Annotated in this window: 24 protein-coding genes; 17 read left to right on the forward strand and 7 right to left on the reverse strand. The window is 63.5% G+C overall.

Annotated features, from left to right (window positions below; translation table 11 throughout):
• Positions 1 to 309: 309 nt before the first annotated feature.
• The 9 genes from NKL06_RS21260 to NKL06_RS21300 all read left to right on the forward strand — a co-directional run bounded on the left by NKL06_RS21260 (position 310) and on the right by NKL06_RS21300 (position 7355).
• Entirely contained in the window at positions 310 to 1695 is a 1386-nt protein-coding gene (locus NKL06_RS21260; protein WP_023686593.1) for a M20/M25/M40 family metallo-hydrolase, read from the forward strand.
• 77 nt (positions 1696 to 1772) lie between these two features.
• Positions 1773 to 2393, forward strand: coding sequence for a ribonuclease D (locus NKL06_RS21265; protein ID WP_023698188.1), 621 nt, complete (start codon positions 1773 to 1775; stop codon positions 2391 to 2393).
• 80 nt (positions 2394 to 2473) lie between these two features.
• The gene (locus NKL06_RS21270) at positions 2474 to 2680 is read left to right on the forward strand and encodes a hypothetical protein (RefSeq protein ID WP_023683046.1); all 207 of its coding nucleotides are present in this window, start codon (positions 2474 to 2476) and stop codon (positions 2678 to 2680) included.
• A 105-nt stretch (positions 2681 to 2785) separates the two neighbouring features.
• Positions 2786 to 3040: a GlsB/YeaQ/YmgE family stress response membrane protein gene (locus tag NKL06_RS21275; RefSeq protein ID WP_023691984.1), complete on the forward strand. Its 255-nt coding sequence runs from the start codon at positions 2786 to 2788 to the stop codon at positions 3038 to 3040.
• Between the two features lie 25 nt (positions 3041 to 3065).
• Positions 3066 to 3212, forward strand: a complete 147-nt coding sequence (locus NKL06_RS21280) for a hypothetical protein (protein ID WP_023683048.1) — start codon at positions 3066 to 3068, stop codon at positions 3210 to 3212.
• A 143-nt stretch (positions 3213 to 3355) separates the two neighbouring features.
• Positions 3356 to 3538 carry a type II toxin-antitoxin system HicA family toxin gene (locus NKL06_RS21285; protein WP_023669780.1) on the forward strand — a complete coding sequence of 61 codons (183 nt, stop codon included), beginning with the start codon at positions 3356 to 3358 and terminating at the stop codon, positions 3536 to 3538.
• Between the two features lie 63 nt (positions 3539 to 3601).
• Positions 3602 to 4012: a type II toxin-antitoxin system HicB family antitoxin gene (locus NKL06_RS21290; protein WP_023691983.1), complete on the forward strand. Its 411-nt coding sequence runs from the start codon at positions 3602 to 3604 to the stop codon at positions 4010 to 4012.
• A 183-nt stretch (positions 4013 to 4195) separates the two neighbouring features.
• A complete protein-coding gene (locus NKL06_RS21295; protein ID WP_023691982.1) occupies positions 4196 to 6472 on the forward strand; it encodes a transglycosylase domain-containing protein in 2277 nt (758 codons plus the stop codon).
• A gap of 130 nt (positions 6473 to 6602) precedes the next feature.
• A complete protein-coding gene (locus NKL06_RS21300) occupies positions 6603 to 7355 on the forward strand; it encodes an SDR family NAD(P)-dependent oxidoreductase (protein ID WP_023669777.1) in 753 nt (250 codons plus the stop codon).
• Positions 7356 to 7370: 15 nt separating this feature from the next.
• On the opposite strand, the gene NKL06_RS21305 is transcribed toward NKL06_RS21300, so the two are convergent.
• Positions 7371 to 8291: a zinc-binding dehydrogenase gene (locus tag NKL06_RS21305; protein WP_023669776.1), complete on the reverse strand. Its 921-nt coding sequence runs from the start codon at positions 8289 to 8291 to the stop codon at positions 7371 to 7373.
• A gap of 111 nt (positions 8292 to 8402) precedes the next feature.
• Between NKL06_RS21305 and NKL06_RS21310 the strand changes: the two genes are divergently transcribed.
• Positions 8403 to 9212: an AraC family transcriptional regulator gene (locus NKL06_RS21310; protein WP_023669775.1), complete on the forward strand. Its 810-nt coding sequence runs from the start codon at positions 8403 to 8405 to the stop codon at positions 9210 to 9212.
• Positions 9213 to 9234: 22 nt separating this feature from the next.
• Here the strand turns inward: NKL06_RS21310 and NKL06_RS21315 are convergent, their stop codons facing one another.
• From NKL06_RS21315 to NKL06_RS21325, 3 genes are all read right to left on the reverse strand, one after another.
• Complete coding sequence (locus NKL06_RS21315; RefSeq protein WP_023683049.1) at positions 9235 to 11025, reverse strand: cation:proton antiporter domain-containing protein; 1791 nt, start codon at positions 11023 to 11025, stop codon at positions 9235 to 9237.
• 185 nt (positions 11026 to 11210) lie between these two features.
• Positions 11211 to 11660 (reverse strand): baeRF12 domain-containing protein, encoded by a 450-nt coding sequence (locus NKL06_RS21320; RefSeq protein ID WP_023669773.1) that lies wholly within the window; start codon positions 11658 to 11660, stop codon positions 11211 to 11213.
• 166 nt (positions 11661 to 11826) lie between these two features.
• Positions 11827 to 12081 carry a hypothetical protein gene (locus NKL06_RS21325; RefSeq protein ID WP_155923978.1) on the reverse strand — a complete coding sequence of 85 codons (255 nt, stop codon included), beginning with the start codon at positions 12079 to 12081 and terminating at the stop codon, positions 11827 to 11829.
• Here NKL06_RS21325 and cysG point away from each other — a divergent pair.
• From cysG to NKL06_RS21350, 5 genes are all read left to right on the forward strand, one after another.
• Positions 12080 to 13531: a siroheme synthase CysG gene (gene cysG, locus NKL06_RS21330; RefSeq protein ID WP_023691981.1), complete on the forward strand. Its 1452-nt coding sequence runs from the start codon at positions 12080 to 12082 to the stop codon at positions 13529 to 13531. The two genes, NKL06_RS21325 and cysG, sit on opposite strands and share 2 nt — an antisense overlap.
• The gene (locus tag NKL06_RS21335; RefSeq protein ID WP_023691980.1) at positions 13528 to 13821 is read left to right on the forward strand and encodes a DUF2849 domain-containing protein; all 294 of its coding nucleotides are present in this window, start codon (positions 13528 to 13530) and stop codon (positions 13819 to 13821) included. Before cysG ends, NKL06_RS21335 begins: the two co-directional genes overlap by 4 nt.
• Before the next feature lie 35 nt (positions 13822 to 13856).
• Entirely contained in the window at positions 13857 to 15527 is a 1671-nt protein-coding gene (locus NKL06_RS21340; protein WP_023683051.1) for a nitrite/sulfite reductase, read from the forward strand.
• Positions 15502 to 16266, forward strand: coding sequence for a phosphoadenylyl-sulfate reductase (locus NKL06_RS21345; RefSeq protein ID WP_023691979.1), 765 nt, complete (start codon positions 15502 to 15504; stop codon positions 16264 to 16266). The genes NKL06_RS21340 and NKL06_RS21345 overlap by 26 nt, the downstream gene beginning before the upstream one ends.
• 116 nt (positions 16267 to 16382) lie before the next feature.
• Positions 16383 to 16916, forward strand: a complete 534-nt coding sequence (locus NKL06_RS21350; protein ID WP_023691978.1) for a DUF934 domain-containing protein — start codon at positions 16383 to 16385, stop codon at positions 16914 to 16916.
• A gap of 318 nt (positions 16917 to 17234) precedes the next feature.
• Here the strand turns inward: NKL06_RS21350 and NKL06_RS21355 are convergent, their stop codons facing one another.
• Positions 17235 to 18257, reverse strand: coding sequence for a fatty acid desaturase (locus NKL06_RS21355; RefSeq protein WP_023691976.1), 1023 nt, complete (start codon positions 18255 to 18257; stop codon positions 17235 to 17237).
• 84 nt (positions 18258 to 18341) lie between these two features.
• Positions 18342 to 18542, reverse strand: a complete 201-nt coding sequence (locus NKL06_RS21360; protein WP_023669766.1) for a hypothetical protein — start codon at positions 18540 to 18542, stop codon at positions 18342 to 18344.
• Positions 18543 to 18801: 259 nt separating this feature from the next.
• On the opposite strand from NKL06_RS21360, the gene grpE reads away from it, so the two are divergent.
• Positions 18802 to 19431 carry a nucleotide exchange factor GrpE gene (grpE, locus tag NKL06_RS21365; RefSeq protein WP_023691975.1) on the forward strand — a complete coding sequence of 210 codons (630 nt, stop codon included), beginning with the start codon at positions 18802 to 18804 and terminating at the stop codon, positions 19429 to 19431.
• 125 nt (positions 19432 to 19556) lie between these two features.
• A complete protein-coding gene (locus NKL06_RS21370) occupies positions 19557 to 20195 on the forward strand; it encodes a TRIC cation channel family protein (protein ID WP_031207798.1) in 639 nt (212 codons plus the stop codon).
• Between the two features lie 107 nt (positions 20196 to 20302).
• On the opposite strand, the gene olsB is transcribed toward NKL06_RS21370, so the two are convergent.
• Positions 20303 to 21178, reverse strand: a complete 876-nt coding sequence (olsB, locus tag NKL06_RS21375; RefSeq protein WP_023683057.1) for a l-ornithine N(alpha)-acyltransferase — start codon at positions 21176 to 21178, stop codon at positions 20303 to 20305.
• Positions 21179 to 21307 lie beyond the last annotated feature (129 nt).

Raw genomic sequence — 21307 nt, forward strand, 5'->3', positions numbered from 1 at the left:
TTACAAAAGTGTAATTCTTGTGCCCTTGAAACGCCACGATCCGAGACACAAATAAAGGTCATCGGCAGTTTTCGCCGAGTCCGGAGCAAGGCCCGTCCCCCGCCTATCCCGGACAATTGCGGCAGCCTATCCCCCCTCTCCGGGCTGCCGCATCGTTTCGAGTAAAAGACCGCCGTGGTTCCCCTCCACCACGGCGGTTCTTTTTTGCCTTCTGACAAGTGTTTACGGTCCGTGGTCCAACGATCGCGGGCTTTTCGTTTTGATGCGCTGCCTTTACGGTCCCGGCACCGAAAAGAAAGGCCCGCAGTAATGTCCACCATTTCCTCCGTCCTCGACCGTCTCGACAAAAATCTCGACCAGAGCCTGGAGCGCCTGTTCGGCCTGCTCCGCATCAAGTCGATCTCCACCGATTCAGACTATGCCGCCGACTGCCGCAAGGCCGCCGAATGGCTGGTGGCGGACCTCAAGCTGATCGGCTTCGACGCTTCGGTGCGCGACACGCCGGGACACCCGATGGTGGTTGCGCACCATGAAGGCCCCGCCGGCTCGCCGCATGTGTTGTTTTACGGCCATTACGACGTGCAGCCGGTCGATCCGATCGAGCTTTGGGAGAACGACCCGTTTGCGCCGGCGGTCAAGGAGATCGAGCCCGGTCACAAGGTAATCACCGGCCGTGGCTCGGCCGACGACAAGGGGCAGCTGATGACCTTCGTCGAGGCCTGCCGCGCCTGGAAGCAGGTGCATGGCAATCTGCCCTGCCGCATCACCATCCTGTTCGAGGGCGAGGAGGAGTCCGGTTCGCCGTCGCTGAAGCCGTTCCTCGAGGCCAATGCCGATGAGCTGAAGGCCGATTTCGCTCTGGTCTGCGACACCGGCATGTGGGACCGCGAAACGCCGTCGATCTGCGTTTCGCTGCGCGGAATGGTCGGCGAGGAGGTCACGGTCAAGGCCGCCGATCGCGACCTGCATTCGGGCCTCTATGGCGGCGCCGCCGCCAACCCGATCCGCATCCTGGCGAAAATCCTCGCCGACATCCATGACGAGAACGGCCACATCACCATTCCCGGCTTCTATGACGGGGTCGAGGAAACGCCGTCGCAGATCCTGAAATCATGGGAAACTCTGGGCGAGACCGCCGAAACCTTCCTCGGACCGATCGGCCTCTCGATCCCGTCGGGCGAAAAAGGCCGCTCGGTGATGGAACTGACCTGGGCGCGGCCGACGGCCGAGTTCAACGGCATCATCGGCGGCTACACCGGCAAGGGGTTCAAGACGGTGATCGCGGCGGAAGCGTCGTCGAAAATCTCCTTCCGCCTCGTCCACAAGCAGGACCCCGAGAAGATCCGCGCCGCGTTCCGGGAATTCGTCAAGGCGCGCATTCCCAGGGACTGTTCGGTCGAATTCCACCCGCATGGCGGCGGGCCGGCAATTCAGCTTTCCTACGACTCGCCATTCCTGGCCAAGGCCAAGACTGCGCTGTCGGATGAATGGCCGAAGCCAGCGGTGACGACCGGCAGCGGAGGCTCGATACCGGTGGTCGGCGACTTCCAGACCTATCTCGGCATGGAATCGCTGCTGGTCGGGTTCGGGCTCGACGACGACCGCATCCACTCGCCCAACGAGAAATACGAGCTGACCTCCTTCCACAAGGGCCAGCGCTCCTGGGCGCGCATTCTCGATGCGCTGACGCGCTGAGGAGGCTGGGAAGTTTTCTTGTTGATTTTTCAGCGGATCGCGGCGAGGACGAGTTACGCCGCGATCCGGAGACAACTATGCCCGACATCCGCTTCCACAAGAACGATCTGCCCGACCTCGCCCACTACAATGTCGACGCGGTGGCCATCGATACCGAGACGCTGGGGTTGAACCCGCACCGCGACCGGCTTTGCGTGGTGCAGATCTCGCCCGGCGATGGCTCGGCCGACGTGATCCAGATCGCGCCCGGCCAGAAGAAAGCGCCGAACCTCGTCAGCCTGCTCCGCAACCGCGGCATATCGAAACTGTTCCACTACGGCCGTTTCGACCTCGCCGTGCTGTACAATGCCTTCGGCGTCATGCCGGAGCCGGTGTTCTGCACCAAGATCGCCTCGCGGCTGACCCGCACCTATACCGACCGGCACGGCTTGAAGGACATCTGCTTCGAACTGCTTGGCGTCGGCCTGTCGAAGGCGCAGCAATCGTCGGACTGGGCGGCCGAGACCCTGTCGCCCGAACAGCTCGAATATGCCGCTTCCGACGTTCTCTATCTGCACCGTCTGCGCGAGGTGCTGGCTGGACGCCTGGCGCGGGACGGGCGCACCAAGGAAGCCGACGCCTGCTTCCGCTTCCTGCCGACGCGTGCCAAGCTCGATTTGATGGGTTGGGACGAAGAGGATATTTTTGCCCACAGCTGATGGCCTTCGGATAACGCTTCCGGCAGCCTTGCAACCAGACACGCGTCGTGGCGTTCTGTCGACTCAATGAGGGGGATGACGTGGCAGACCGCAAACCGATAGCGACCGCCCCGACGGATGGATCCAAGGTCACTGTTCTGTGGAAGGACGGCGCCGGCGTCGTCAGCGAATCCGTCGGGCAATATCGCGACGGCGCCTGGTGGGTCTACACCGACAGCGATACCCAGAAAAAGGTCGACCCGACCAGCTGGCGGCCAGTCTCCAGCGACGATGACGACGATCAATGAGCGCCGCTGGCGGGTGCAACTGCTTTCGCATAGCCTGAAGTCGTTGATATCGAGGCCGATTCGGGGCCTTCCGCTCCGTAGCCTCTCTTCCTGGAGGAACGCGTCATGGGCATCGAAAGCCTTCTCATCTTCATCATAATCGGCGCCATTGCCGGCTGGCTCGCCGGCCTCATCGTCTCGGGCTTCGGCTTCGGCCTCATCGGCAACATCGTCGTCGGCATTATCGGCGCCCTGATCGCCGGCTGGCTGTTTCCAAGGCTGGGCTTCGCAATCGGCGGCGGCATTCTGGCTGCCATCATCAACGCCACGATCGGCGCTGTCATCCTGCTGGTGCTGGTCAAGGTCTTGAGGCGAGCGTGACGCTCGATACGAAACGGAGCGCGCCATGAAACAGAACACCCTCTATCTCCTCATCGGCGCGCTCTTGGTCGTGGTCATTGCGCTAGGTATCTATGTCTATCACGAGCAGACCAAGCCAAAGGGCGTGGAGCTGAAGATCGACGACAAAGGCATTTCGATCCAGCAGAATTGATGATGTCCGCCTGCGGGTGGCGCTGATTTGTCATCCAGGCATTTTACGGCGATTGGGAGTTTCCTTGTGCAAATATTTGCACATCGTGATTGACTTTCGTTTCCACTATGTGCAAAAATTTGCACATAGATTTGAGCCGAGAAATGAACGAAACCAACACCGCCAAAGTCAAGGCCCGGCTCGAGAGGGAAGGCTGGAAGAACGTCGGCGGCACGAAGCATGACAAGTACAAAAAAGACGGCATGCCGACGATCATGGTTCCTCGCCACAAGACTCTGACGCCGTTGGTAGCTCGGTCTATAGCCAAGGCGGCAGGCTGGGAATAAACCGACCTCATCGCGTTCCGAAGCCTAATGGACATAAAGTCGGAATAAGGAAAGCTGTTAGATATGTCTCGCTATGTCGCACTCGTGGATGCTGCCGACGGCTTTGTCGGCGTCTCGTTTCCCGATGCTCCTGGCTGCGTCGCGCAGTCGGAAAGCCGGGACGAGGCTGTAAAGGACGCTATGGCCGCGTTGGCCGAATGGGTGGCTGAAGAAATCGCGGACGGCCGTAAAATCCCCACTCCTCGCAAAGTCGAGGCGCTTTTAGAAGATGCTGAGGTTCGAGCAGCGCTCTCCGTTGGCGCTATCTTGATGTCCGTGCCCTTGATCCGAGATGCCGGCCGTCCGGCCCGGGCCAATATCTCGTTGGATGCCGGTTTGCTCGCCGAGGCTGACGAAACAGCCAATCGGTTGGGGGTCACCCGATCGGCCTTTGTCGCCGCCGCGTTGCGAGACAAGATCCGTCAAACTGTTTGAACAGTGATCTCGGGCACCCGCCAAAGTACCGCGTTGCCGACGCCTGTTAGCCAGGGGCAGCGGATTTTAGAAATTCTTAAGGAATTTCAGAAGGGTGCATAAACCCTGCTTTAACGCGCCCTTAAACCGCCGCATCTACCCTCCAACCCGAGCGCCATTGATACCGGGAAGACAGCGCAACGCATGGCGAACCGCAGAGACAGTCGCGTCGAACCCAGCTTCGAGGGATCGCCAAAGGCGAAATCCGCGGCCGGTTTTTCGGTGAACGAGGAGGATCGGGTCGTGCCGGCCAATCGCAAATCATCTTCGGCGCGCAAAACCTCCAAGGCAAAATCATCGTCACGCGGCAAGCGCGGCAAACGCCGGCGCGGGCTGTTCGGCGTGATGGCCCGGATGTTCTACTGGTGCTTCGTGCTCTGCATCTGGGGCGGCATCGCGGTGGCCGGCATCGTCGTCTATTACGGCGCCAAGATGCCGGCGGCGACCACCTGGTCGATCCCCGACCGTGCGCCCAACATCAAGATCGTCTCGGTCGACGGGCAACTGCTTGCCAACCGCGGCATGAGCGGCGGCGAGGCGGTCGGCCTGCACGAAATGTCGCCCTACATTCCGGAAGCCGTCATCGCCATCGAGGACCGCCGCTTCTATTCGCATTTCGGCATCGACCCGATCGGCCTGTCACGCGCCATGGTGACCAATGTTCTGGGCCGGCGTTTCTCGCAGGGCGGCTCGACGCTGACCCAGCAACTGGCCAAGAACCTGTTCCTGAAGCCCGACCGCACGCTGGAGCGCAAGGTGCAGGAAGTGCTGCTGGCGCTGTGGCTGGAGCACAAGCATACCAAGGACCAGATCCTCGAAATGTACCTCAACCGGGTCTATTTCGGCTCCGGCGCCTATGGCGTCGAGGCGGCCTCGCGCCGCTATTTCGGCAAGAGCGCGCGCGACGTCACTCTGTCGGAGGCGGCCCTTCTCGCCGGCCTCTTGAAGGCGCCGTCGCGACTGTCGCCGGCGCGGGATCCGAAGGCGGCGGAGGAGCGTTCGCAGCTGGTGCTCGCCGCCATGCGCGACGAAGGCAAGATCAGCGCCAAGGAACTGGCCTCGGCGATGAGCGCGCCGGCAACGCGCGCGCCATCCTACTGGACCGGTTCGGAAAACTACGTCGCCGACACCATCATGGAAGAGCTGCCCGATTTGATCGGCGACGTGCGCAGCGACATCGTCGTCGACACCACCGTCGACCTCAACCTGCAGAAGCTCGCCGAAGAGTCGATCCGCCGGCTGATCGACGAGAGCGGCAAGAAGCTCAATGTCAGCCAGGGCGCGCTGGTCTCGATCGACAATTCCGGCGCCGTGCGCGCCATGGTCGGCGGCTACGACTATTCGACCAGCCAGTTCGACCGCGCCTCCGAAGCACGCCGTCAACCGGGCTCGGCCTTCAAGCCGTTCGTCTATATGGCCGCGCTGGAAGCTGGTCGCACGCCCGACAGCGTGCGCAACGACGCACCGATCAAGATCGGCAAGTGGACACCGGACAATTACGGCGGCAAGTATTTCGGCAAGGTGACGTTGGCGACCGCTTTGGCGAAGTCGCTGAATTCCGTCGCGGCACAGCTAACCATGGAGGTCGGCCCCGACGCGGTGGTCGAGGCGGCGCATCGCATGGGCATCCAATCCGATCTGATCGCCAACACCTCGATCGCGCTCGGCACCTCGGAAGTGACGCCGCTGGAGCTGACATCGGCCTATGTGCCGTTCGCCAATGGCGGCTACAAGCCCGACATCCATTTCATCCGCCGCATCACCACGACCGAAGGCAAGGTGCTCTATGACGACAATGGCGGCAGCGCGCCGCGCGTCGTCAAGCCGAACATTGTCGGCATGATGAACTCGATGATGACCGGCACGGTCGAGATCGGCACGGCGAAGAAGGCGGCCTTCGCCTGGCCGTCTGCCGGCAAGACCGGAACCAGCCAGAATTCGCGCGACGCCTGGTTCGTCGGTTACACCGCAAACCTCACCACCGGCGTGTGGTTCGGCAACGATGACGGCACGCCGATGAAGAAGGTCACCGGTGGCGCGCTGCCGGCACAGGCCTGGCACGAGTTCATGGTGGCCGCGCATGAAGGTGTGCCGGTCCGGCCGCTGCCCGGCACCTGGAAGTCGACGCCGCCCGACACCATCGTGCCCGACGATATTCCGTCAGTCGATAACAATCAGGCGGCGCCGTTGCCTGCCGTGGCCGTCAGCCGTTCTGAGCCTGCTGCCGCACCGGCACCTGCTGCTGTACCCGCACAAGCACCGGTCCGCCGTCCGGCCGAAACCGTCGATGCCGACGGTTTCAACATGCCGGGCGACGGCGGCACCACGGCCTCGATCAAGCATCCGGTACCGCCGGGCAGCGTCGGCGGCCCGACCAAGAAGCGGAAAACCTCAATCCTGGATATTCTCGGCGGCGGCTGAGCGGCTCGTCATTCTAGCTTCGAACCAAATGCGAGCTGGCAATCCGTTCCTCATATGAGAGCTGCGGTGACAATTCGGCCTCTCGCCACCTTCGCGGCATTCGGCTACATCTCCGGCCGGAGTGACAGACATGGCTGAGACCGACACCAGAAAAACCATCGTGCTGACCGGAGCCAGCCGCGGCATCGGACATGCCACGGTCAAGCGCTTTTCGCGTGAGGGCTGGCGGGTCATCACCTGTTCGCGCCAGGCTTTTGCCGAGGATTGCCCGTGGCCAGCCGGCCCAGAGGACCACATCAAGGTCGATCTCGCCGACCAGGAGGATGTCGGCATCGCCGTCTCGGAGATCCGTCACCGGCTGGAAGCGCATGGCGGGCAATTGCACGCGCTGGTCAACAATGCCGGCATTTCGCCGAAGCTCAAGGACGGCAACAGCCGCATGGATTCGATCGACACGCCGATGCATGTCTGGCGCGACGTGTTCCAGGTCAATTTCTTCGCGCCGATCATGCTCGCGCGGGGCCTCTTCAAGGAGCTTGCTGCAGCAAAAGGCTCGATCGTCAACGTCACCTCGATCGCCGGCACGCGCGTGCATCCTTTCGCCGGCACCGCCTATGCGACCTCGAAGGCGGCGCTCGGCTCGCTGACGCGCGAGATGGCGCATGATTTCGGCCCGCACGGCATCCGCGTCAATGCGATTGCGCCGGGCGAGATCGACACCGCGATTCTGTCGCCTGGCACCGACAAGATCGTCGAGACGATCCCACTCAGGCGCCTTGGCGCCACCTCGGAAGTCGCCGACATCATCTTCTTCCTGTGCTCGCAGCAGGCGTCCTATGTGACGGGCTCGGAAATCCACATCAATGGCGGCCAGCACGTCTGAGCACTGACAGACTGCTCATTCGGCGATGGTGAGAACAGCCTTGCCGCTGAAGCTGCGCTGTCGCAAGGCGTCCAGAGCCTGGGCGATGTCTGTCCACGGCACGGTCATGGACACACGGGTTTCCAGCCGGCCAGCCGCGACCAGAGCGAGCAGCGAGGCGATGTCCGCGCCAATGGCTGGACCGGATGTGTAGTAGGCGAAAGTCTGAAGCCTCGCTCCCTCATGGCCCGGAACGAACTGTCTGAAGCCAACCGGCGTGAGTTCGCCGCTGCTCGAACCGAACATGACGATGGTGCCGCCGGGGGCGACGCGTTCGATGGCATGGGCGAGGCTTTGGCCGCCGACCGACTCGGTGATCAGAGAGAATGGCCCTTCGGCCAGTTCGATCGACTCGACGACTTCGTGAGCACCAAGACCGCGGAGATCCTCGGCGTGCCGGGCGGCGGCGATTGCAGTCACCGCGGCGCCTTGCTCGCGGGCGATCTGGATCTGGAAACGGCCGACCGCGCCGCTGGCGCCGGTGATCAACACCTGCTGTCCCGCGAGGTCGCCGCCATGGCGCAAGACCCTTAGGGCCGTCGTGCCCGCCACGGGAAGCGTGGCGGCGGAAACGAAGCTGACCTCATCCGGGATGACGGCGAAGCGGTCGGTCGGAACGGCGACCCGTTGCGCCCAGCCGGCCTCGTCGACCAAAGCCACAACCCGGGCGCCGACGGCAGGCCCGGAGCCATCGGCTGCCGCCCGTTCGACAATCCCTGCGATGTCCTGGCCGGGTATCCAGCCTTTTGGGCGTATGGTGAGCAGGCGCAGTTCGCCGCGGTTCAACGAGGTTGCGTGGACGCAGACAAGCGCTTCGTTGGCGAGGGGTTGAGGTTCGTTGGCCTCGGCAAAGGTCAGTCCGGTGGGGCTGTCGGGAGAGATGACGAGGGCGCGCATGGGAAGCCTTCCTGCCGGTTTGTGACATGCCAGCCACGAACCGGAGCCTATCGACTTCCCGGATCAAAGAATTTAGCTATCATGGCGAATAGTCGCTAAAAGCCGTCAATCATGAGACAGCCTCTCCGCTACCCGTGGGTCAATTTCGACGTCGATGATGTGATCGCTCCTGCAATTGCGGTGCGCGTCGATGTCACCGAAACCAAAGCGGAAGTGGCGACCCATTGGCATCGGAAGGGCCAGCTCGTCTTCGCGCTCGGCGGTGGCGTCACATGCCGCGTCCCGAGCGGCCTGTGGATGGTGCCGCCACATTGCGGGGTGTGGATTCCCGGCGGCATGGAACACAGCAATATCGCGACCGCCAATGCGCGGATTTTCTTCGTCTATATCGAGCCGGGAGCCGCCGATCTGCCGGACCGGTGCTGCACGCTGTCGATCTCGCCGCTGCTGCGCGAATTGATCATCGAGCTGGCCGACCGCATGGAGGAAGACGACGGGAAGGACGCGCTTTTGACTGGGATGCTGCTCTCCGAACTGCCGCGCATGCCGGTCCAGCAGCTGCATTTGCCGATCTCCGCCGAGCCGCGCTTGCGGCGGATCGCCGATGCGTTGGCGCAAGACCCTGCCGACCGCAGCACGCTTGCCGAGTGGGCCACCCGCGTCGCGCTCTCAGAAAGCAGTCTCGCCCGTCTTGTGGTGAAGGAGACCGGACTGAGCTTCGGCCGCTGGCGCCAGCAATTGCACCTGATCGTCGCCATACGGGAGCTGGCCTCCGGTGCGAGTGTCCAGCAGGTTTCGGGCGATCTCGGCTACGCCTCCGTCACCGCCTTCATCACCATGTTCAAGAAAGCGCTCGGCAAGCCGCCGGCAAAGTATCTCGCCAGCGTCGCGCACAATGGCGGCTCCGCCTTCGTGGCGTGATCAACGCGCCTGTGGGCAAGCCTCAGGCCGGGGAGGGCTCAATGGCTTCGGGGCGCGGCATCAGCTTTTGCTCCAGCACTTCTTGCACGATGCCGCGGGCGATTTCGCGTTCACCCATGATGACGGTTTCGGCGCCGAGCCCCATCAGGTGCTCGACCTCGGCATCGGAATGGGCCCGCGCGATGACGTTGATGCCGGGGTTGGCGGCGCGCGCCCTGAGCACGATCTGCCCGGCCTCGAACGCGTTGGGGATGGCAAGGATCAAGCGTTTGGCCCCCTGCGGATTGGCGGCGGCAAACACGCTCGCGCTGGCCGCATTGCCGGAGACGATTTCGACGCCGTCGTCTCTGAGCCTCGCCAGCGTCTTGTCGGCGTCCTCGATGACCAGGAAGGGCAGCGATGCCTGTTTCAGCGCCGCGCCGACCAGGCTGCCGACGCGGCCGTAGCCGATCAGGATGGTGTGGCCCGAAAGCGTTGTGCGTGGCGGCGGGCCGTCCTCTTTGGCAGCAGCGGCCACCGAGGCCACTTGTCCGGGCTGCGTCGCCGGGCCGACCGGCTTGGCCTCTTCCGGTGGTGCTGCCTTGGCGGCGCGCGCGTCCAGCCATGGCTTCATCCAGTCGAGGGCGAGGAACATCAGCGGATTGACCAGGATCGACAGGATGGCGCCTGCCAGGATCAGGTCGCGTCCCTGTTGCGGCAACAGCTTCAGCCCGACGCCGAGCTCCGCCAGGATGAAGGAGAACTCGCCGATCTGCGCGAGGCTGGCCGAGATCATCAAGGCGGTTCCCAGCGGATAGCGGAAGGCGATGACGATAACGAAGGCGGCCAGCGACTTGCCGATGACGATGATGGCCAGCGTCGCCAGGATCGGCCAGCCATTGCTCATCAGGCTGAACGGATCGAACAGCATGCCGACCGAGACGAAGAACAGCACCGAGAAGGCGTCGCGCAGCGGCAGTGATTCCTCCGCCGCGCGGTGGCTGAGCTCGGATTCGCTCATGATCATGCCGGCGAAGAAGGCACCGAGCGCCAGCGAGACGCCGAACAGTTTGGCGGCGCCGAAGGCGACGCCGAGCGCGATCGCCAGCACCGCCAGCCGGAACAGTTCGCGCGAGCCGGTATGGGCGACGTAATGCAGGATCCACGGAATGACGCGGCGGCCAACCACCAGCATGACGATGACGAAGGCGACGACCTTGGCCAGCGTGAGGCCGACGACGCCCCAGATGCCGTAGCTGGCCGGCAGCGACAAAAGGCTCGCATGGTCATCGACCTGCGGCTGGCCGCCGAGCACGCCGGCCAACGCCGGCAAAAGCACCAGCGCCAGCACCATGGCGAGGTCCTCGACGATCAGCCAGCCGACGGCGATGCGGCCGCGCTCGGTCTCGATCAGCCGTCGCTCCTGCAACGCGCGCAACAGCACCACTGTGGACGCGACGGAAAGCGCCAGGCCGAAGACGAGGCCTGCGCCCATCGACCAGCCGAGCATCCATGCGAGGCCGGCGCCGAGCGCGGTGGCAAAGCCGATCTGGACGATGGCGCCGGGTACGGCGATGGCGCGGACGGAGAGAAGGTCCTTCAGCGAGAAATGCAGGCCGACGCCGAACATGAGCAGGATGACGCCGATTTCGGCCAACTCATTGGCAAGACCGGCATCGGCGACGAAACCCGGCGTGTTCGGTCCGACCAGTACGCCGGCGACGAGGTAGCCGACCAGCGGCGGGATGCGAAAACGGTTGGCGAGCGCCCCGAAGATGAATGCCAGCCCCAGACCGGCGACGATGGTGGCGATAAGGGGCGTGTCATGCGGCATTGTCTATGGAGCGCCTTTCGGGAAATGTCGGGTGTGCGCCGCCCGAAGCCGCCGCCTTTTTCAATATGGTGGAGGGGGTGCGGGCGACGCAACCCGCAAGACGTAAATTGGTGGCCAGAGGCACCGAAAACGAAAGGCGCGCGCAGCAAAACCGCTGCGCGCGCCAATACCGAATGATCGATGCGTCACGCCGCCTGCAGCATGGCCTCGATATCGATCAGCGGGCGGTTGGTCAGGGTCTTTGGGATCTCCGCCTGCACCTTGTCGGTGACTTCCTTGTGCAGTTTCTTGCGCATGGTGCCGAGCACCAGCGGTGGCGCGACCAGCACGATGTCGTCGAAGATGCCGTGATGGGCGAGCTTGTAGAGCCGGTCCGCGATCTCTTCGGCAAAGCGTTCCTTGCCTTGCCGGTGCCAGTCGGTTTCCTCAACCGCGCTGCGATGCACGGAGGGGCCGTCATTGTAGCGGCCGGGACTGTCGCTGCCTTGTTCGCGCGTTGCCGGATTGTCCTGTTTCATCTCCTGGAAGAGCTGCAGGTTCGGATAGAGATTGTCGCCCTCGTTCTTCAGGAACAGCGCTTTCTCGCCATCGGCCACCATGACCAGAAGGCCATGTTTCAGGTTGATCTTGCTCATTTGCGCGCTCCTGTTTGAAGGTTCAAATCCAGCCGACGATTGTCTGTTACGGCAGGGGCAGAACGCGTGGCGAAGCGGGAACGTTCCACTTCGTTCGCCGAGATCGCACGCAGCCATATCAAGCCCGATCTATCGTCTATCGGAGCAATGTCCGGAGGTCACGGCTTTAATCTACTAAATTGGTAGAATTTAGAAAAAATAATTTTGCAGCTTGGCCGACTGCCGGATAAAAGAGCCGCAGAACAAAGCCTGCGGCAGCAGCTTGAATCCGCCTGATATGCGGATGTGGAATATTTTTCTCTTGGCCCTTTGGCTTGCGGAAAACCGATTGCCTCCCGTCAGGGGATGCGCGAGTGGGTTCCTTCAGCTTTTTCGCGTCCGCGCCTAAAACTGCCGAATTGTTCCGGAATCTGTTCGTCATGCCGCACACCAATCCCAAGCTCACCGCGTTCCCGGTCTTCATGCGGGTCGAAGGCGAAGCCGTGGCCATCGTCGGCGGCGGAGGCGAAGCGTTGGCCAAGGCGCGGCTACTTGATCAGTCGAGTGCTGTGCTTCGCATCATTGCCGATGTTGCCGACGCCGAATTGCTGAGCTTCATCGCCACGACCGGCGCCATCCGTATCGACGCCCCCTACGACGCCGCGCATCTCGAAGGCGCGGTCCTGGTGTTTGCCGCCAGCGGCGACGAGACGCTCGACCGCCGCGTCGCCCACGATGCGCGCCGCCTTGGCATTCCGGTCAATGCCGTCGACCGGCCGGAGCTATGCGATTTCTTCACCCCGGCGCTGGTCAACCGCGCCCCGGTCGCCATCGCCATCGGCACGGAAGGCGCGGGTCCGGTGCTGGCGCAGATGCTGCGCAGCCGCATCGACCGCATGCTGTCGCCGTCGCTCGGGCCGCTGGCAGCGCTTGCCGCCTCGTTCCGGGGTGCCGCCGAAAAGCTGCTGCCGAAAGGCAACGCACGCCGCCAGTTCTGGAGCAGTTTTTTCCAGGGTGCACCGGCGCGCGCCGTCGAAGCCGGCGAGCTTTCGCAGGCGCATGACGCCGCCGCCGATCTGTTGCTGTCGAAGGCTCCGGCTTCGGGCCATATCGCCCTGGTCGGCGCCGGGCCAGGTGCTGAGGATCTTCTGACGCTGCGCGCGCATCGGCTTTTGATGGAAGCCGACGTCATCGTCTATGACGCGTTGGTGCCGGAGGCGATCGTCGCCATGGGCCGCCGCGACGCCGAGCGGCTGCCGGTCGGAAAACGCAAGGGATGCCACACCAAGAGCCAGGCCGAGATCAATGCGCTGCTGGTCGAGCTTGGCAGGCAGGGCAAGCGCGTCGTGCGGCTGAAGTCGGGCGACCCGCTGGTGTTCGGCCGCGCCGGCGAGGAGATGGCCGCACTGCGCGATGCCCGCATCGCCTATGATGTCGTCCCCGGCGTCACCGCCGCCTTTGCCGCCGCCGCCGATTTCGAGCTGCCGCTGACGCTGCGCGGCGTCTCCTCGTCGATGGTGTTCACCACCGGCCATGATCTGAAGGGCAATTCGCTGCCGGATTGGGCCAAGCTCGCCATTTCCGGCGCCACCGTCGCCGTCTATATGGGCCGCTCGGTCGCCGCCGAAGTCGCCGGACGGCTGATCGAGGCCGGCCTGTCGCCGGACACGGCGGTTGCCGTGGTCGAGAATGCCAGCTTGCAGAACCGCCGCCGTTTCCACGGCACGCTGGCCGATTTGCCGTCGCTGGAAGAGCGCGCCGATCTGGCCGGTCCGGTGATGACCATCATCGGCGACGCGGTTGCCGGCGCCAACTTTGAACGTTCCGAGCCGCTCGCGGCACATAGTCATGAGAGCGCCGCCAATGCGGCCGACGCAGAGGTCCAGCCATGAAGATACTGACCGCAAACCGCCTCTCCGACGGCATCGCCGTCTGGTACGCCGATGGTGGCTGGGCCGAGACGGTCGACCATGCCGACCTTGCCCATGACCAAGCGGCAGAGGACAGGCTGGAAGCAATCGGCGCCAAGGCCAACGCCAACAATCAGGTTGTCGACGTCAATCTGATCGACGCTGAAGTCGTCAATGGCATCGTCGTGCCGGTGCGGCTGCGCGAAAAGATCCGCGCTGCCGGCCCGACCATCCGGGAAGATCTGGGCAAGCAGGCTGCGCGGGCAGCTTAACAAAATACGGGCGGACGCGCCCTGAAAGACGAAACATGTACCGCTACGATGAGTTCGACCACGATTTTGTCCAGGCCCGCGTCGCCGAGTTCAGCGACCAGGTCGAACGCCGGCTGTCCGGCGAGATCACCGAGGATCAGTTTCGGCCGCTGCGGCTGATGAACGGCGTCTACCTGCAGCTGCACGCCTACATGCTGCGCATCGCGGTGCCCTATGGCACGCTGAACAGCGCGCAACTGCGCATGCTCGGCCACATCGCGCGCAAATACGACAAGGGCTACGGCCACTTCACCACGCGCCAGAACATCCAGTTCAACTGGCCGGCGCTGTCCGACATTCCGGCGATCCTGGCCGATCTCGCCAGCGTCGAGATGCATGCGATCCAGACCAGCGGCAATTGCATCCGCAACGTCACCGCCGATCACTTTGCCGGCGCCGCCGCCGACGAGGTCGCTGATCCGCGCCCCTATGCCGAGATCCTGCGGCAATGGTCGTCTGTGCATCCGGAATTCTCGTTCCTGCCGCGCAAGTTCAAGATCGCGGTGACCGGGGCCGAGCGCGACCGCGCCGCCATCCAGACGCATGATATCGGTCTGCATCTGAAGAAGAACGCCGCCGGCGAGCTCGGCTTTGCCGTCTATGTCGGTGGCGGCCAGGGCCGCACGCCGATGGTGGCGCGCAAGATCCGCGACTTCCTGCCGGAAGCCGACCTGCTGTCCTACTGCACCGCGATCCTGCGCGTGTACAACCTCTATGGCCGCCGCGACAACAAGTACAAGGCGCGCATCAAGATCCTCGTCCACGAGACCGGCGTCGAGGAAATCACCCGCCAGGTCGAGGCCGAATGGCAGGAGCTGAAGGACGCCGAGCTGAAGCTGCCGGAAGCCGACATCCGTGCCATCGACGCCTATTTCGCGCCGCCGGCACTGACCGCCCGGCCGGAAGGCGACGCGGCGATCAAGCTGGCGCGGCTCGATTCCAAAAGCTTCTCGGATTGGCTCGACCAGAATGTCGTGACCCATCGCCATCCCGACTATGCCGCGGTGACGATTTCGCTGAAAGGTATCGGCGAGGTGCCGGGCGATGCCACCGACAGCCAGATGGAAGCGGTCGCCGACATCGCCGAGAAATACGCGTTCGACGAACTGCGCGTCAGCCATGAGCAGAACCTGATCCTGCCGCATGTGGCGCGCGCCGATTTGAAAGCGGTCTACGACGCTTTGGTCGACATTGGCCTCGCGACGGCCAATTCCAACCTGATCAGCGACATCATCGCGTGCCCTGGCCTCGATTATTGCGCGCTGGCGACAGCGCGCTCGATCCCGATCGCGCAGGAGATTTCGCTTCGCTTCGCCTCGCTGGAGCGGCAGCGCGAGATCGGCGAATTGAAGCTGAAGATTTCCGGCTGCATCAATGCCTGCGGACATCACCATGTCGGCCATATCGGTATCCTCGGCGTCGAGAAGAAGGGCTCCGAGCTCTACCAGGTGACGCTTGGCGGATCGGCCGACGAGAACACCTCGGTTGGCGAAATCATCGGCCGCGGCTTCTCTTCGGAAGAGATCACCGACGCCATCGAGCAGATCGTCGACACCTATCTCGGCCTTCGGCTCGGTCCCAGTGAACGTTTTATCGACGCCTACCGCCGTGTCGGTCCCGCGCCGTTCAAGGAGGCGCTCTATGCTGGCGAAACCAAGGCCGCTTGACCGCATCCTCGACGTCGACGACAGCATCGCCGCCAAAGCGGCGGGCTTCGACGCGCTGTATGGACATCTGAGCCCGCTCGACATCATCGAACGCGCGGCGAGCGAATTGTTTCATGACGAGATCGCCGCCGTGTCGTCCTTCGGCGCGGATTCCGCCGTCCTGCTGCATATGATCGCCAAGGTCGACCGCACGCTGCCGGTCATCTTCCTGGACACCGGCAAGCATTTCGAAGAGACGCTGGGCTACCGCGATGCGCTGGTCGCCGATTTCGGGCTGACCAACATCAGGGTGATCAAGCCCGAAGACGCAGCGCTCGAACGGGTCGATCCGACCGGCAATCTGCACCAGAGCAACACCGATGCCTGCTGCGACGTGCGCAAGGTCGAGCCGCTGGCGCGCGGCGTCGCCCCCTTCCGGGCCTGGCTGACCGGCCGCAAGCGCTTCCAGGCGGCGACGCGAGCCGCGCTGCCGGTGTTCGAGGCGGTCGGCCCGCGCGTACGCATCAATCCGCTGGCGCACTGGACGACATCCGATCAGGCCGACTACATGCGCGCGCATGCGTTGCGCGAAAATCCGCTGGTTGCGTACGGCTATCTGTCGATCGGCTGCTTCCCATGCACGCAGCCGGTGCAGCCGGGCGAAGATGCGCGCAGCGGACGCTGGGCCGGTCATGCCAAGACCGAGTGCGGCATCCATCTGTCGGGACTGGAAGTGTCGCTGACCGACGCATCCCTTTAAGCTATGGTGATATTCAGGTGAGGTTGGCCTGCAACGGCGGCTTCCGCCCGGAGGCCGCCGGTTTCGTGTGGACCGGCTTTCGCGGACTTCGATTTTGGGGCTTTTAGGAATTTTCGATGACTGAACCGACGACAGCGGAGACCCGCCTCTGGACCCGGACGGGTTTTCGCGAGGACGAGTGGACACATGCCGAAAGTGCGGATGCACTGGCGGGCAATGGCCGCTTCATCCTGCCGTTGCAGGCATTTCTCGGCCTCGATGCCGAAGTGCGGCGCTCGGCCAAGGAGCGGCTTGGCGTCGCGCTGCAGCCCGGCGACCAGCTGGAAAAGATTGTGGATCTGCTCGACCAGCTGTCGCTGGTGGCGCTGGCCTTCCCGGCCTTCAGCGACGGCCGCTCGTTTTCCAAGGGCGAATTGCTGCGCAGCCGCTACCATTTCGAGGGCGCGGTCCGCGCCACTGGCCAGGTGCTCGTCGACCAGCTGCCGCATATGCTGCGCCTCGGCTTCGACGAGTTCGAAATCTCCAACCCGGTTCTGCTGAAGCGCCTCGAAGAAGGCCGCACAGGCGGGCTGGGCCTTTACTATCAGCCGACCGAAGCGTCGGAGCCGAAGGGGCCGAAATACTCCTGGCGGCGCGTTCGCAACATCTGACGCAGCGGTAATTCGCCTGTCTTTACAAAGACTGTGATCGGGCCTTCTCCTGGCTCTCCGGACGGAAATATCCGCCGGCCGCGAGGGAGGAATCGGCGCTCATCGGCGGCAACACCAATGCACCGTCCATCATGATCGCCGAAAAGGCGCCTGACATGATCAGGGCTGCAAGGTCTGGATGCGCGAGGAGCGCAAGGCTGCCTGAGCCGGTTTTTGGAAGATGCCGCCGCGCCTTCGGTGCGGCGGTTTTTTTCTTTGTCTTACGGCATTCCCAAGCGAAAGCCCGGAAAACCGCCTCACACTTTGCTGGAATTGCTTTCAGGCCAAGGCCCGCGCTTCGCGAAACGAGATCAGCTTGCGGCGGTTCTCGTCCCACAACGCCAGCTTGACGCAGCGCAGGCTGTCGAGAAGCGTGACGCGGCCGATGCCGCGCAGTTCGGGATAGTCGCGCAGCACTTCCTGCAGCCGGTAGCCCGGCACCTTGGCCGAGAGATGGTGCACGTGATGGACGCCGATATTGCCGGTGAACCAGTTCAGCACCGGCGGCAAATCATAATAGGACGAGCCGTGCAGGGCGGCACGCTGGAATTCCCACTCTTCGTCCTTCGCCCATTCCGTCTCCTCGAACTGGTGCTGGACGTAGAACAGCCAGATTCCGGCCGATCCGGCCAGGATCACGATCGGCAAATGGACGATCAGGAAAGCGCCGGGGCCGACCAGCCAGATAAGCAGCGCTGCCGCGACCGCGATGCCGAGATTGGTGGTCATCGACGACACCCAGGGCGTCAGGCCGCCGCGCATCATGCCGACCGGCAGCCTCTGCTCGAAGATGAACAGCCAGATCGGGCCAAGGCCGAACATCACCAGGGGATGGCGGTAGAGACGATAGGCAAGGCGTCCCCGCCAAGACAGCTGCCGGTATTCAGCAACCGTCAACGTCCTGATATCGCCCATGCCGCGCTCGTCAAGATTGCCGGCGCTGGCGTGATGGGTGGCGTGCGCGCGCCGCCAGCAATCGTAAGGGGTCAGCGTCAGCACGCCGAGCGCGCGGCCGATCCAGTCGTCGGCAGTGCGGTTGGCGAAGAAGGAGCCGTGGCCGCAATCGTGCTGGATCATGAAGATCCGCACCAGAAAACCGGCGGCGGGAAGGATCAGGATCAAGCCCCACCAGTGGCCATAGGAATAGGCTGCCGAAGACAGCGCCCACAGCGTAACGAAAGGAATAAGGGTGATGGCGAGTTCAAGAGTGCTGCGTCGCCGGTCGGGCTTCTTGTAGCGCGCCAGGATCTTCAACCAGGCGCGCTTGCTGTTGGCGGCCGTCTCGGGGGAAATCATGTTCATCAGGAAGCATAGGCGGGGCGTCCCGCTGCCGCAAGGAAAAGCTCACGCAAAATTACTGCGCGTAATTGTCGCGCGATAGCATCGCTATTGACGGCGTTGGCCGCCGGCCATGCTGGCTTCTATGCCGTCCAGCCGGTCGAGCAGGTCCCGGAAACGGGCGGGAATGTCGGCCTCGGTGCGGAAGGCCGGCAAGGTGCGCAAGAAGCGCGTCGTCGCCTCGGTGCCGAACTGGCGCCTGATGTCGGCGGCGAGCTCTTCGCTTCTGTTGCCAGTATTGCGGTCCATTGTCTCAAATCCTGTGTCGGTTTCAAAACTCCTCCAAGCTTTGAATGGTTCCCCATAGCGGGGTATTGGCAAGCAAAGGCTGCCGTTACGGTAAAGTTTGAATTAATTTTGAACGTCCTTGCGCCCCGCACCAAGTCCGACGGGCTGCCCGCAACATTGCCTGCTGTGGGGCGTCCTGCTGGGCTTGCCCCTTGATTTTTGGCCGCCAAACCTCGATATCGGGCGCAAATCCAAACCATTCGAATGACGGGAAATGGCGATGAGCGACCAGACAAAAGACGAACGCGCGCCCGAGGATATCGAAACGGCCGAGGCCGAGCGCACGCAAGGCGGCATCGACGGCGACTATGAAGCGCTGGTGCGGTTGCTGAAGGAAAACGAGGAGCTGAAGGACCGCGCGCTGCGCGTCGCAGCCGAGATGGAGAATCTGCGCCGCCGCACCGCCCGCGACGTGCATGATGCGCGCGCCTATGCGGTGGCCAATTTCGCCCGCGACATGCTGTCGGTGTCGGACAATCTGCGCCGCGCGCTCGATGCTATCCCCGCCGAGGCGAAAGCGGCCGGAGATGCCGGCTTCAAGGCGCTGATCGACGGCGTCGAGATCACCGAGCGCGCCATGCTGTCGACGCTGGAACGGCATGGGGTGAAGAAGCTGGAACCGGAAGGTGAGAAGTTCGACCCGAATTTCCACCAGGCGATGTTCGAAGTGCCCAATCCCGATGTGCCGGCCAACACCGTCGTCCAGGTCGTGCAGCCGGGCTATTCGATCGGCGAGCGCGTGCTGCGGCCGGCCATGGTCGGGGTCGCCAAGGGCGGCCCCAAGATCGCGGCCACCGAAGCGCCGGTCGAGCCGGGGCCGGTGAACGAGCAGGCCGAGAAGGATGCGTGAGTAGGGTAGGCAGTAGGGAATAGGGAATAGGGAATAGGGAATAGGGAATAGGGAATAGGCAGGCGTATCAATCGCGCGGCTTAGTGTTATTCATACTTTCCCTAATTCCCAATCCCTACTACCTCATGTCCCTGACACCCATCGACCTCCTCGACTATGCCGGCGTCGCCGTCTTTGCCGCGACCGGGGCGTTGGCGGCTTCGCGCAAGCAGCTCGACATTATCGGCTTCCTGTTTCTGGCCAGCGTCACCGGCATTGGCGGCGGCACGCTTCGCGACGTCATCCTCAACCTGCCCGTCTTTTGGGTCGCCAACTCCGGCTATGTGCTGGTTTGCGCGGCGGTTGCAGTGCTGGTCTTCTTCATCGCCCACCGCGTCGAATCCCGCTGGAAATGGCTGCTCTGGCTCGACGCCATCGGATTGGCGGCCTTTTCCGTAATGGGCGCGGCCAAGGGGCTGGCCATCACCGGCTCGCCGGTCGTCTCCGTTGTTATGGGCGTGTTGACCGCCACATTTGGCGGCATCCTGCGCGATCTGCTGGCCGGCGAGCCATCGGTGCTGCTCAGGCCCGAAATCTACGTCACCGCCGCACTCGCGGGCGCCGGCCTCTACACACTTGGCGATCTTGCCGGCCTGCCGCCGCTCGCCTCGGATATTGCCGGCTTCGTCGCGGCTTTCCTGGTGCGCGGCGGCGCGCTGAAATTCGGCTGGACCTTTCCGTCCTACAAGAGCCGCCCGGGACGGCGACCGGACGATATTCCGTAGGGAGAGGGGAGAGGGAATAGGGAATAGGGAATAGGGAATAGGGAATAGTCGGTAGTCAGAAATTCGCGGCAGCCTTCACTACTGCCTACTGCCTACTGCCTACTGCCTCACGCCGCAAAGCGCTGCGCTTCCCCGCCATAATAGTTGACGTAGCGGGCGCCGATTTCCTTGACCGGCATCACCACGAACACATCGACGGTGGAGAACTCACGGTCGATGACGCAGCCGTCGCCGATGCGGGCGCCGACGCGCAGATAGCCCTTGACCAGCGGCGGCATGGCCGCGATCGCCGCCTTGGCGTTGACCGCCTCGATCGGCATCAGATCCATCGAGCAATAGCGGCCGGAGACCGCCCGCACATCCCAGGCGGAGTTGGTCCGGCAGTGATGGGCAAGGTAGGTGAGCGCCTCGGCATGCGCAGCCGGCACCGTGCCAGGGAACGAGGCACAACCGGTCATCACGCCGATCTCATAGTGGTTGATGTAGGCCCAGATGCCTTGCCACAGCGCCTCGATGGTGCGCTTCGAGCGGTATTCCGGCAGCACGCAGGAGCGGCCGAGCTCAAGGAAGCGCTGGCCGGGATGGCGGGCGATCAGCTTGGTCAGTTCGAACTCGCCTTCGGAATAGAAGCCGCCGGCGGTTGCCGCAATCTCTTGCCGCAGCAGGCGGTAAGTGCCGACGATGCGGCGATGCTCGGGGCCGGAGATCGAAGTGTCCAGCACGAGGAGATGGTCGCACAGCGGGTCGAAGCGGTCGGCGTCGCGCCGGTCCTGCGCCTGGAATAGGTCCTTCCTGGCGCCAAGCTCGTCATAAAACACCCGGTAGCGCACTTCCTGCGCGGCGGCGATCTCGGCTTCATTGCGGGCAAGCCGCACTTCGAGATTGCCGATACGGCCCAGCGGTGCGCCTGTTGCGACGGCATCGGCGTTCCGCGCGGCGAGCAAAGCGCCGCCTGCGCTGGGCCGAGTGTCACATTCCGGCATAACTGTATGCACGAGTGATTCTCCTTCGAGCCATCCCTCTTGGCACGGGGATACGGTGTAGGTGCAACAGGATTGTGACAGTACCGTGATACGGCGCGACGGGCAATACTTCGTCGGCTGGCGAAAACC

The sequence above is a fragment of the Mesorhizobium sp. C268A genome, from assembly GCF_040324475.1.
Taxonomy (GTDB): Bacteria; Pseudomonadota; Alphaproteobacteria; order Rhizobiales; family Rhizobiaceae; genus Mesorhizobium.